Source organism: Aeromonas enteropelogenes (assembly GCF_020097295.1).
GTDB classification, from domain to species: domain Bacteria; phylum Pseudomonadota; class Gammaproteobacteria; order Enterobacterales; family Aeromonadaceae; genus Aeromonas; species Aeromonas enteropelogenes.
Window position 1 is genome coordinate 1,510,001 of the sequence record NZ_CP083625.1, and the last position, 12,939, is coordinate 1,522,939.

Annotated in this window: 7 protein-coding genes, 1 tRNA gene and 3 rRNA genes (1 of these 11 running past the window's edge); all 11 read left to right on the forward strand. The window is 58.5% G+C overall.

Annotated elements, in window-relative coordinates:
- Positions 1-2,666 (forward strand): 23S ribosomal RNA (locus tag LA321_RS07105) (it extends 223 nt beyond the left edge of the window).
- A gap of 119 nt (positions 2,667-2,785) precedes the next feature.
- Positions 2,786-2,900: ribosomal RNA gene (rrf, locus tag LA321_RS07110) — 5S ribosomal RNA — on the forward strand.
- A 47-nt stretch (positions 2,901-2,947) separates the two neighbouring features.
- A tRNA-Thr gene (locus LA321_RS07115) sits at positions 2,948-3,023 on the forward strand.
- A 27-nt stretch (positions 3,024-3,050) separates the two neighbouring features.
- Positions 3,051-3,165, forward strand: a 5S ribosomal RNA gene (rrf, locus tag LA321_RS07120).
- Positions 3,166-3,331: 166 nt separating this feature from the next.
- Positions 3,332-4,297: a transcriptional regulator EbgR gene (gene ebgR, locus LA321_RS07125; protein ID WP_042072618.1), complete on the forward strand. Its 966-nt coding sequence runs from the start codon at positions 3,332-3,334 to the stop codon at positions 4,295-4,297.
- A gap of 319 nt (positions 4,298-4,616) precedes the next feature.
- Positions 4,617-7,691: a beta-galactosidase subunit alpha gene (gene ebgA / locus LA321_RS07130; protein WP_042072616.1), complete on the forward strand. Its 3,075-nt coding sequence runs from the start codon at positions 4,617-4,619 to the stop codon at positions 7,689-7,691.
- Positions 7,688-8,143, forward strand: coding sequence for a beta-galactosidase subunit beta (locus LA321_RS07135; RefSeq protein WP_042072614.1), 456 nt, complete (start codon positions 7,688-7,690; stop codon positions 8,141-8,143). The genes ebgA and LA321_RS07135 overlap by 4 nt, the downstream gene beginning before the upstream one ends.
- 106 nt (positions 8,144-8,249) lie before the next feature.
- A complete protein-coding gene (locus tag LA321_RS07140) occupies positions 8,250-9,695 on the forward strand; it encodes an amino acid permease (RefSeq protein WP_042072612.1) in 1,446 nt (481 codons plus the stop codon).
- Positions 9,696-9,798: 103 nt separating this feature from the next.
- Complete coding sequence (locus tag LA321_RS07145) at positions 9,799-10,137, forward strand: tRNA-binding protein (RefSeq protein ID WP_042072611.1); 339 nt, start codon at positions 9,799-9,801, stop codon at positions 10,135-10,137.
- A 171-nt stretch (positions 10,138-10,308) separates the two neighbouring features.
- Positions 10,309-11,751, forward strand: coding sequence for an amino acid permease (locus LA321_RS07150; protein WP_042072631.1), 1,443 nt, complete (start codon positions 10,309-10,311; stop codon positions 11,749-11,751).
- Positions 11,752-11,939: 188 nt separating this feature from the next.
- Complete coding sequence (locus tag LA321_RS07155) at positions 11,940-12,917, forward strand: bile acid:sodium symporter family protein (protein WP_042072609.1); 978 nt, start codon at positions 11,940-11,942, stop codon at positions 12,915-12,917.
- Positions 12,918-12,939: the final 22 nt, after the last annotated feature.

A 12,939-nucleotide genomic window follows, 5' to 3' on the forward strand; every position in this document is an offset into this window, starting at 1 on the left:
ATCAACCGAGATTCCCTCAGTAGCGGCGAGCGAACGGGGATTAGCCCTTAAGCATCTTGGAAGTTAGTGGAACGGTCCTGGAAAGGCCGGCGATACAGGGTGATAGCCCCGTACACGAAAACAACCTTGATGTGAAATCGAGTAGGGCGGGACACGTGACATCCTGTCTGAATATGGGGGGACCATCCTCCAAGGCTAAATACTCCTGACTGACCGATAGTGAACCAGTACCGTGAGGGAAAGGCGAAAAGAACCCCTGTGAGGGGAGTGAAATAGAACCTGAAACCGTGTACGTACAAGCAGTGGGAGCCCTTCGGGGTGACTGCGTACCTTTTGTATAATGGGTCAGCGACTTACATTTTGTAGCGAGGTTAACCGTATAGGGGAGCCGTAGGGAAACCGAGTCTTAACTGGGCGTCTAGTTGCAAGGTGTAGACCCGAAACCGGGTGATCTAGCCATGGGCAGGTTGAAGGTTGAGTAACATCAACTGGAGGACCGAACCCACTAACGTTGCAAAGTTAGGGGATGACCTGTGGCTGGGGGTGAAAGGCCAATCAAACTCGGAGATAGCTGGTTCTCCCCGAAAGCTATTTAGGTAGCGCCTCGGACGAATACTACTGGGGGTAGAGCACTGTTTGGGCTAGGGGGTCATCCCGACTTACCAACCCCATGCAAACTCCGAATACCAGTAAGTACTATCCGGGAGACACACGGCGGGTGCTAACGTCCGTCGTGAAGAGGGAAACAACCCAGACCGCCGGCTAAGGTCCCAAAGTTCTGGTTAAGTGGGAAACGATGTGGGAAGGCTCAGACAGCTAGGATGTTGGCTTAGAAGCAGCCATCATTTAAAGAAAGCGTAATAGCTCACTAGTCGAGTCGGCCTGCGCGGAAGATGTAACGGGGCTCAAACCAGGCACCGAAGCCGCGGATTTGCACTTAGTGCAAGTGGTAGGGGAGCGTTCTGTAAGTCTGCGAAGGTGTGTCGAGAGGCATGCTGGAGATATCAGAAGTGCGAATGCTGACGTAAGTAACGATAAAGGGGGTGAAAAGCCTCCTCGCCGGAAGACCAAGGGTTCCTGTCCAACGTTAATCGGGGCAGGGTGAGTCGACCCCTAAGGCGAGGCCGAAAGGCGTAGTCGATGGGAAGCAGGTTAATATTCCTGCACGACTTGTAATTGCGATGGGGGGACGGAGAAGGCTAGGTGGGCCAGGCGACGGTTGTCCTGGTGAAAGTGCGTAGGCGGTACCTTTAGGTAAATCCGGAGGTGCAACGCTGAGACACGAGACGAACACACTACGGTGTGGAAGCCATTGATGCCCTGCTTCCAGGAAAAGCCTCTAAGCTTCAGATTACAAGTTATCGTACCCCAAACCGACACAGGTGGTCGGGTAGAGAATACCAAGGCGCTTGAGAGAACTCGGGTGAAGGAACTAGGCAAAATAGTACCGTAACTTCGGGAGAAGGTACGCTCTTGTTGGTGAAGTCCCTTGCGGATGGAGCTGACGGGAGTCGCAGTGACCAGATGGCTGGGACTGTTTATCAAAAACACAGCACTCTGCAAACACGAAAGTGGACGTATAGGGTGTGACACCTGCCCGGTGCCGGAAGGTTAATTGATGGGGTTAGCGCAAGCGAAGCTCTTGATCGAAGCCCCGGTAAACGGCGGCCGTAACTATAACGGTCCTAAGGTAGCGAAATTCCTTGTCGGGTAAGTTCCGACCTGCACGAATGGTGTAACCATGGCCATGCTGTCTCCACCCGAGACTCAGTGAAATCGAATTCGCCGTGAAGATGCGGTGTACCCGCGGCTAGACGGAAAGACCCCGTGAACCTTTACTACAGCTTGGCACTGAACATTGAACCTACATGTGTAGGATAGGTGGGAGGCTTTGAAGGCGTGACGCCAGTTGCGCTGGAGCCGTCCTTGAAATACCACCCTTGTATGTTTGATGTTCTAACGCAGGCCCCTGAATCGGGGTCGCGGACAGTGCCTGGTGGGTAGTTTGACTGGGGCGGTCTCCTCCCAAAGAGTAACGGAGGAGCACGAAGGTTGGCTAATCCTGGTCGGACATCAGGAGGTTAGTGCAATGGCATAAGCCAGCTTAACTGCGAGACGGACAGGTCGAGCAGGTACGAAAGTAGGTCATAGTGATCCGGTGGTTCTGAATGGAAGGGCCATCGCTCAACGGATAAAAGGTACTCCGGGGATAACAGGCTGATACCGCCCAAGAGTTCATATCGACGGCGGTGTTTGGCACCTCGATGTCGGCTCATCACATCCTGGGGCTGAAGTCGGTCCCAAGGGTATGGCTGTTCGCCATTTAAAGTGGTACGCGAGCTGGGTTCAGAACGTCGTGAGACAGTTCGGTCCCTATCTGCCGTGGGCGTTGGATGATTGAAGGGAGTTGCTCCTAGTACGAGAGGACCGGAGTGAACGAACCTCTGGTGTTCGGGTTGTCACGCCAGTGGCACTGCCCGGTAGCTAAGTTCGGAATCGATAACCGCTGAAAGCATCTAAGCGGGAAGCGAGCCCTGAGATGAGTCATCCCTGACCCCTTGAGGGTCCTGAAGGGCCGTTGGAGACCACAACGTTGATAGGCGGGGTGTGTAAGTGCAGCGATGCATTGAGCTAACCCGTACTAATTACCCGTGAGGCTTAACCATACAACACCCAAGAAGTGTTCTAAGGCTTGTAGCAAATAGAATGAACTACTCAAATTCAGTGATAGCGAAGCCAACAGGCAAATCGTTATTCACGTCAGCTTTCTGGATTGAAGATTTTGCCTGGCGGCCATAGCGCCGTGGAACCACCTGATCCCATGCCGAACTCAGAAGTGAAACGCGGTAGCGCCGATGGTAGTGTGGCATTCGCCATGCGAGAGTAGGACACTGCCAGGCACCCAATTTTAGATTACGCGGTGAGCGTGGTCTTTACCGGTTAGTGTGCTGATATGGCTCAGTCGGTAGAGCGCATCCTTGGTAAGGATGAGGTCCCCAGTTCGATTCTGGGTATCAGCACCATTTTCAAGTTAGTTTTAAAAGCTTTTGCCTGACGGCAATAGCGCCGTGGAACCACCTGATCCCATGCCGAACTCAGAAGTGAAACGCGGTAGCGCCGATGGTAGTGTGGCATTCGCCATGCGAGAGTAGGACACTGTCAGGCACCTATTCAGAAGAGGCCTCCCATTCGGGAGGCCTTTTTGCATTTCCGGTTCGCAAAAATCACAATCCGCCACCAACATTTTAGTAAAAATGCTGGGCTATCAAGGAATTGCTCGTTACTCTTTAGCCGTTGTCGATTAACAGCTGATGCTGCCAGAGAGGTATTGATGGCCACGTTGAAGGAAATTGCACAGGAGGCGGGAGTCTCTCTCGCTACGGTATCCCGGGTATTGAACGAGGATCCCAGCCTGAGCGTCAAGGAAGAGACCAAGCAGCGGATCTTCGAGATTGCCGAGCGGCTGGAGTACAAGACCAGCAGCGCCCGCAAGGGCGTCCACAAGAGCAAGCTGTACTTCCTGGTGGTCTATGCCTATCCCCAGAGTACAGAAGTCAACGACCCCTATTATCTGGCCATACGCTACGGCATCGAAACCCAGAGCGCGCGCCTCAACATCGAGCTGACTCATCTCTACAACTGTGCTGAAGGACGCGATCTGACCGCTGTGGATGGCATCCTTGTAGTGGGAAGTCTCACTCCCGAGCGTCTGGCCCAGTTGCAGCAGTGCTCAAGCCAACTGGTCTTCATCGATTGTCGCTCCCAGGGGGAGTTTGACTCGGTCGACGTGGATCTGGCCCTGATCAGCCAGCAGGTCGTCGACTACTTCATCGCGCAGGGGCACAAGCGCATCGGCTATATCGGGGGCCAGGACGATAGCCCGGATCTGCGCGAGCTCGCCTTTCTCGATTACGGTCAGCGGTTGGGGGTCGTGCAAGAGGGCGATCTCCATCGTGGGGATTTCTCCAGTGCCTCCGGCTATCGGCTGGCGAAGGAGATGCTGGCCGGGGATTGGCCCAAGGCGCTGTTCGTGGCCTCCGACTCCATTGCCATCGGCGTGTTGCGGGCCATTCACGAGAAGGGGTTGGCCATTCCCCAGCAGATCGAGCTTATCAGCGTCAACGATATCCCGACCGCCAAGTTCACCTTCCCACCCCTCTCCACGGTGCGCATTCACTCCGAGCTGATGGGTTCCCAGGGGGTCAACCTGCTGGTTGAGCGGCTGCGTGACGAGCGGGATATTCCATTGCGGGTGTTGGTGCCGAGCCGGTTGACCCTGCGTGGTACAACACGCTAATTTTAGTAAAATACATTTTTGTTTTAGTCGCGTCATACCCTTATGGCGCGACAACATCGATCCCTTCAGATCTTTCTCCATTTAAGGATGATTCATATCTCTTTGTTTTATAGAGATATAGTCCATTACCTTGATTTTCATATCAACATCCATGCCATTCGGATGGACTGGTTCATCCTTTCTCCGTCACATCTGATCTCGCTCACAAAACAGACTCTTCTGTGTGATCAGGTTAAAACTTTACCGATCTCAAACTGATATTTAGTAAATGTTTATCTAAAGTTTACCCAGTCTATGTTGTCTTGTTCCGGGAGGACATGTGAATAACTGGGAAAACGTCCACTTCGTTGGTGAAAACAGGCTGGCCCCGCGCGCCTACTTCTTCTCTTATGCCGACCACGGGCTGGCGGCCACCATGCAGCGCGAGCTGAGCCGCCGCTTCCTCTCCTTGAGCGGCCAGTGGCAGTTCCACTATTTCGACCATCCCCTGCAGGTGCCGGAGGCCTTCTATCACAGCCCCATGAGCGATTGGGGCCAGATCACTGTGCCCAACATGTGGCAGATGGAAGGGCATGGCCAGCTGCAGTACACCGACGAGGGTTTTCCCTTCCCCATCGATGTGCCCTTCGTGCCGACCAACAACCCCACCGGCGCCTATCAGCGCAGCTTCGTGCTGAGCCAGGCCTGGGACGGCGAGCAGGTGATCATCAAGTTTGACGGGGTGGAGACTTACTTCGAAGTCTATGTAAACGGCCACTACGTTGGCTTCAGCAAGGGGAGCCGCCTCACCGCCGAATTCGACATCAGCGCCTATGCCAAAACCGGCGAGAACCTGCTCTCGGTGCGGGTAATGCAGTGGGCCGACTCCACTTACATTGAAGATCAGGACATGTGGTGGATGGCGGGGATCTTCCGCGACGTCTACCTGGTGGGCAAACCGGCGGTCCATGTGCAGGACTTCTTCATTCAGACCGCGCTGGCGGATGACAACCAGAGCGCCACCCTGAGCTGTGATATCCAGCTCGAAAACCTGGGCGAGTCGGCCAAGGATCACCGTCTGGTCTGGTCACTGCTGGATCAGGGCAGCGAGATCGCCAGCGGCTCACTCGACCATCTCGCCATCGACGGCAAGTGTGATTGCCGCTTCACGCTGGATCTGGCCAACCCCCATCTGTGGAGCGCCGAGGATCCCTACCTCTATCAGTTGATGCTCTCCCTCTACAACGCTCAGGGGGAGCTGCTGGAGGTGATCCCGCAGCGGGTCGGGGTGCGCGAGATCAAGGTCAAGGACGGCCTCTTCTACGTCAACGGCCGCTATCTCAAGCTGCACGGGGTGAACCGTCACGACAACGACCATCTCAAGAGCCGCGCCGTCGGCATGGACCGGGTGGAGCGCGACATCGTGCTGATGAAGCAGCACAACCTCAACTCGGTGCGCACCGCCCACTACCCGAACGACCCGCGCTTCTACGAGCTGTGCGACCAGTACGGTCTGTTCGTGATGGCGGAGACTGACGTGGAGACCCACGGCTTTGCCAATGTCGGCGACCTCAGCCGCATCACCGACGATCCTTTCTGGGAGCCGGTGTTCGTGGATCGTATCGAACGCCACGTTCACGCCCAGAAGAACCACCCCTCCATCATCATCTGGTCGTTGGGCAACGAGTCCGGCTACGGCTGCAACATCAGGGCCATGTACCAGCGCTGCAAGGCGATCGACCCGACCCGTCTGGTGCACTACGAAGAGGATCGCGACGCCGAGGTGGTGGACGTGGTGAGCACCATGTACTCCCGCGTCTCCCAGATGAACTGCTTTGGCGAGTTCCCGATGACCAAGCCGCGCATCCTCTGTGAATACGCCCATGCCATGGGCAACGGCCCGGGGGGTCTCACCGAATATCAACAGGTGTTCGACCGCCATCCCCATATCCAGGGCCACTACATCTGGGAGTGGTGCGATCACGGCATCCTGGATCAGGACGAGCAGGGACGCCCCGTCTACAAGTACGGCGGCGACTACGGCGACTATCCCAACAACTACAACTTCTGCATGGATGGCCTCATCTACCCGGATCAGACCCCGGGGCCGGGCCTGCGCGAATACAAGCAGGTGCTCTGCCCGGTCAAGGTGCGCGCCCTGGATCTGGCGAGCGGCAAGCTTGAGCTGGAAAACCGCTACTGGTTCTCCAACCTGGACGACATCCGCCTGCTGGTCGAGGTGAAGGCGGAAGGCGAACTGCTGGCGAGCCAGCAGCTGCGGGTGGAAGGTATTGCCCCCGGCGCCACCACAGAGTTGCAACTGGCACTGCCGACCCTCGACGAGCGGGAAACCTTCGTCCAGCTGCGGGTCATCAAGGCCACCGCCACCCGTTACAGCGCGGCGGAGCACGAGCTGGGCCAGTACCAGTTCCAGCTCAAAGAGTCGACTCGCCAGCTGCAGCCCTTTGCCAATCCCAACGCCACTGCGCTGCAGATTGCCGACGAGCGGCTCGCGCTGACCCTGAGCGGCAGCGGCTTCGCCCTGCGTTTCTCACGCCTCGACGGCAAGCTGGTGAGCTGGCAGCAAGACGGCATCGAACTGATTGAACGGGCGCCTCGCCTCACCTTCTTCAAGCCGATGATCGACAACCACAAGCAGGAGTACGAGAGCCTATGGCACCCGAACCACCTACAGATCATGCAGGAGCACTTCCGTACTCTGAGCTGGCGCCAGTTCGGTGAGGCGGTGGAGGTGACGGTGGAGAGCCTGATCGCGCCGCCGGTGTTCGACTTCGGCATGCGTTGTCGCTACGTCTACACCCTGAGCCCGAACGGCCAGCTGCACGTGGCCCTTTCCGGCCAGCCCTATGGTGGTTATGACGACATCATTCCCAAGATCGGTTTCGAGCTGGGTATTCGTCAGGATCTCGACCGGGTGCACTACTACGGCATGGGCCCGGGCGAGAACTATCTGGACAGCCGCCAGAGCAACTGGATCGACTGCTTCCAGAGCACGGTGGGCGAGATGTGGGAGCACTACCCCTTCCCGCAGGACAACGGCAACCGTCAGCAGGTGCGCTGGGCAACCCTGACCAACCGTCACGGTGCCGGTCTCTACGTGCGGCCCGATGCCCCCATCAACCTGAGCGTCTGGCCCTACAGCTGGGAGCATATCCACGCGGCGCAGCACATCAACGAGCTGGAACCGAGTGGCTATCTCACCCTCAATCTGGATCACAAGGTGCTGGGGCTTGGCTCCAACTCCTGGGGCTCCGAGGTGCTGGACTCCTGGCGGGTACGCTTCGAGCCGTTCAGCTTCGGCCTGACCCTGCTGCCCATCGCCCGTGGCAACCTCAATCCGGCTGCGCTGGCCGGGCTCGATCTCACCATCAACGGCGGGAGGAACCTCGCATGATCACCCTGGACAACCTGACCCTGTTCAAAAACATCTACCGGGAGGGCAAGAAGTGGGGCCGCTGCGTGGAGGCCATCAACAACGTTGGCAACCTCAAGCCGGGGATCTGCCACTCCATCGGTGACTCCCTCACCTATCGCTTGCAGGAAGGGGCCAGCCCGGCCACCTCATTGTTCGAGGGGCAACGTCGTTACTTCGACGTCCACTACTACCTGGAAGGGGAGGAAACGGTGGAGTGGGCTGCCAAGAATGAGCTGCGGGTCGAACAGGCTTACGACGACACCACAGACCGCGAGTGGCTGGCCGGCGAGGTGCGCGAGCGCCAGCAGGTGGGCAATGGCCAGGTGGTGATCTTCGAGAACGATGAGGCTTACCGGTTCGCAGGCGACGGCCCGGTACGCAAGGTGATCATCAAGGTCACCGTCGAAGGCGGCTACTTCAAAAACAAATAACAAGCCGCTGATTTTGTACTGATAAAAAGCCGGAAGGCGCGGGGCTCACCCTACAGCTCAGGCCCCGCCCTTTCGCAGACAACTACTACAGGTCTGGAGATGCACCATGTCTGATTCCAAACGGAATACGATAGGCAAGTTCGGTTTGCTGTCGCTCACCTTTGCGGCGGTATTCAGTTTCAACAACGTCATCAACAACAACATCGAGATCGGTCTGGCGTCAGCCCCGATGTTTTTTCTGGCCACCATTTTTTACTTCATTCCGTTTTGCCTGATCATTGCGGAATTTGTGTCACTGAATAAGAACTCCGAAGCGGGGGTTTATGCTTGGGTGAAGAGTTCCCTTGGCGGTCGCTGGGCCTTCATCTCCGCCTACACCTACTGGTTCGTGAACCTCTTCTTCTTCACATCCTTGCTGCCGCGGGTCATCGCCTACGCCTCTTACGCCTTCCTGGGTTACGAGTACATCCTCACTCCGCTGGCCACCACGGGCCTGAGCATGATCCTGTTCGCCTTTGCCACCTATGTCTCTACCAACGGCGCCAAGATGCTGGGCCCCATCACCTCGGTGACCTCGTCCCTGATGCTGCTGCTGACTCTCTCCTACATTCTGCTGGCAGGCGCGGCCCTGATCGGCGGCGTGCAGCCGGCCGACCCCATCACGGTGGAAGCCATGGTTCCCGATTTCAGCTGGGCCTTCCTGGGTATTACCACCTGGATCTTTATGGCGGCCGGTGGTGCCGAGTCGGTGGCGGTCTACGTCAACGACGTCAAGGGCGGCTCCAAATCCTTTGTGAAGGTGATCATCGTCGCTGGCATCTTCATCGGCGTGCTCTACTCCATCGCCTCCCTGCTGATCAACGTGTTTGTCCCGAGCGATACCCTGAAATACACCGGCGGCTCGGTGCAGGTGTTCGAGGGGCTGGCCTCCTACTTCGGTCTGCCTGAAATCCTGGTGAACCGTTTCGTGGGTCTGGTCTCCTTCACCGCCATGTTCGGCTCCCTGCTGATGTGGACTGCGACTCCGGTGAAGATCTTCTTCTCCGAGATCCCGGCCGGCATCTTCGGCAAGAAGACGGTCGAGCTGAATGAGAACGGCGTGCCGGCTCGTGCGGCCTGGATCCAGTACCTGATCGTGCTGCCGTTGATGGTGGTGCCGACCCTGGGCTCCAACACCGCGCAAGATCTGATGAATACCGTGATCAACATGACCGCAGCCGCCTCCATGCTGCCGCCCCTGTTCATCATGCTGGCCTACCTGAATCTGCGCCTGAAGCTGGATCACTTGCCGCGGGACTTCAAGATGGGCTCACGCAATACGGGGATCGCCGTGGTCTCGGTGCTGATCGCCATCTTTGCGGTGGGCTTCCTGGCCTCCACCTTCCCGACCGGCGCCGACATCATGACCATCATCTTCTACAACGTGGGCGGGATTGTGATTTTCCTCGGCTTCGCCTGGTGGAAATACAACAAATACGAAGCCTCCCTGAGCGATGAAGCGCGCGCCAAAGAGGCCCAGCCGGCCGCGCAGGTGTCGCTCCAGGCGTCATGAGCCGCATCCCTGAACAGACAGGCCCGAGGGGCCAACACAAGCAAAGCGGGTGGCCGATGGCCACCCGTACCCCGTTAAACCCAACAAGAAAAGGAAGAACACAATGAGCGAGGTGATCGAGTTTGCCGAATTCAAGCGAGTCGAGATGAAGGTGGGCAAGGTGCTGGAGGTGGTGCGCCACCCAGGCGCCGACAAGCTCTATATCGTCCAGATCGATGTGGGTGGCGAGCGCCCCCTGCAGACCGTCACCAGCCTGGTGCCCTACTACAGCGAAGCTGAGCTGCTGGGCAGCCAGGTGGTGGTGCTGACCAATCTCAAACCCACAAAGATGCGCGGAGAGCGCTCCGAGTGCATGCTGCTCTGCGCCGAGACCCCGGACGAGAGCCAGAGCGTGCTGCTGCAGCCCCGGGTGCCGATGGCGCCGGGTACCCCGATTGTATGAGTGATTGACGGCGCCGGCGCGACCACTGCGCGCCGGCTTGCCGCAAGGCCGCCACAGACGGCCAGTTTGACCATAACAAGAGAGTAAAGGGCGGGGCCGACAGACCCTTGCCGAACACATTCAGAGTCATCAGCGCCTCACAGAGGAGGCGCGATTCCATTGGAGGACATCATGTCTGAATCCGTACGCGGTACCATAGGCAAGTTTGCCCTGTTGTCGATGACCTTTGCCGCCGTGTTCAACGTGCGCAACATCGTCAACAACAACATCGAGTTGGGGTTGAGTTCCGCCCCCATCTTCCTGCTGGCGACCCTCGTCTACTTCATCCCGTTTGTTTTCATCATCGCCGAGTTCGTCTCGGCCAACAAAAACTCCGAGTCGGGGATGTATGACTGGTTGAAAAAGCCGCTCGGCACCCGGATGGCCTATCTGGGCTCGTTTCTCTACTGGTTCGTGAACCTGTTCTGGTTCGTCTCCCTGTTGCCCAACGTCATCGCCTACGCCTCCTACGCCATGCTGGGGTATGAGTACAACTTCTCACCTATGGTCACTTCGATCATCTCCATCGCCCTGTTCGCAGCGGCGACCCATATCTCCACCAAGGGGGCGAGCTGGCTCGGCAAGATTGCCGAGCTGGTAGCCTACGGCGTGTTTGCCCTGTTCGCCATCTATGTGCTGGGGGCCCTGATGGCGCTCGGCGGTGACCATGTGCCGGCCCAGCCCATCACCCTGGAGGCGATGACCCCCACCGTCAACTGGGCAACCCTCGGTATCATGTGCTGGATCTTCCAGGCGGCCGGTGGCGCCGAGACGGCGGCGGCCTACCTCAATGACGTGAAGGGCGGCCAGAAGTCTTTCATCAAGGTGATCATCAGCGCAGGTATCGTGATCGGTGCCATGTATGCCCTCGGTTCCCTTTTGGTGAACGTGTTCGTGGCGCGCGAGAGCCTCACCTATGCCGGCGGCATGGTGGAGATCTTCACCGGCATGGCCCAATACTTCGGGCTCTCCGAGGCGCTGGTGGGTCGCTTCGTCGGCGTGGTGCTGTTCATCGCCATGTTCGGCTCCATGATGATGTGGACCTCGGCGCCGGTGAAGATCCACTTTTCCGAGATCCCGCAGGGGGTTTACGGCGAGAAGACCACCGAGCTCAACCAGCACGGGGTGCCGGTGCGCGCCGCCTGGTGGCAGTTCGTCTTCGTATTCGCGATGCTGGTGGTCAACGGTTTCGGTTCAGAGTCGGTGCAGCAGATGATGAACACCGCCATCAATCTCACCGCCGGTACCGCCATGCTGCCGCCGATTTTCATCATGGTGGCCTACTTCGTGTTCCGCTGGAAACATGACGACACTCCCCGTGAGTTCCGCATGGGATCGCGCAAGTTCGGCATGGGGGTGGTGTCGGTGCTGATCGCCATCTTCGTGGTGAGCATGAGTGCCTCCGCCTTCCCGACCGGGGTGGATCTGGTGCGCGCTTTCTTTATCAACGTCTTCATGACGGCTGTCTTCTCGGCGCTGGCCTACTGGTGGATCTCCCGCTTCGAGAAGCGCCAGGCAAGCAAACTGGCGGCCGGCAAGTCCGCTGACGGCGTCAATCTGGCCCGCCAGCCTTGAACCATGCCCGTGCGAGGGGATAACCCCTGACAAGGCCAGTCACGGTGCGGCTTTGCGCCGGTAGGTGATCGGGGTAAGCTGGGGACTCGTTGCAGCAGGAGGTGTCAAACACCTCCTGCTGTGTTTTTTGCCACCCTGGCGCCCGCTCACCCCATGGTGACGGTCTGCCTCTTTGCCGGAGACGGTTCGTGCGTCTGGATCCCTTTACCTCGGTGCTGATCCTGGTGGTCGCCCTGGCCTCCTTCTTCCCCTGCGAGGGGCCGGTGGCCGTCTGGTTTGGCTGGCTGACCAAGCTGGCGGTGGCGTTGCTCTTCTTCATGCATGGCGCCAAGCTGTCGCGCCAGAATCTGCTGGCGGGCCTCGGTCACTGGCGGCTGCACCTGGTGGTGATGCTCAGCACCTTCCTGCTGTTCCCGCTGCTGGGACTGCTGCTCACGCCGCTGGTGCCCCACTGGCTGAGTCCGGCCATCTACCTCGGCTTCCTTTACCTTTGCGCCCTGCCCGCCACCGTGCAATCGGCCATCGCCTTCACCTCCATGGCGGGGGGCAATGTGGCAGCGGCGGTGTGCAGCGCCTCGGCCTCCAGCATCCTCGGCATCTTCCTCTCCCCCGTGCTGGTGGGGCTGATGATCAAGGTGCAGGGGGAGGGGATCGACACCTGGCACTCGATCCAGGCCATCATGGTGCAGCTGATGCTGCCGTTCGTGGTGGGCCACCTGTCGCGCCCGATCATCGGTCGCTGGGTCGACAGCCACAGGCCGCTCATCGGCAAGCTGGATCAGAGCTCCATCCTGCTGGTGGTCTACGTCGCCTTCAGTGAGGCGGTGGTACAGGGGATTTGGCATCAAGTAGGCTGGTACGATCTGGCCAGCATAGTGTTGCTGAGCTGTGTGCTGTTGGCGCTGGTGCTGGGCTGGAACGTCTGGATCAGCCGCCGCCTCGGCTTCAACAAGGCGGATGAGATCACCATCGTCTTCTGCGGCTCCAAGAAGAGCCTGGCCAACGGGGTACCCATGGCCAACGTCATGTTCCCGGCCGCCAGCGTCGGGATCATGGTGCTGCCGCTGATGATCTTCCACCAGATCCAGCTGATGGTCTGTGCCGTGCTGGCCCGCCGCTACCAGGAGCAGGGCGCCGAGTCCCGGGTCTCACATCAGGCGGGATAAGCCGTCCGGGCAGCACAAAAGA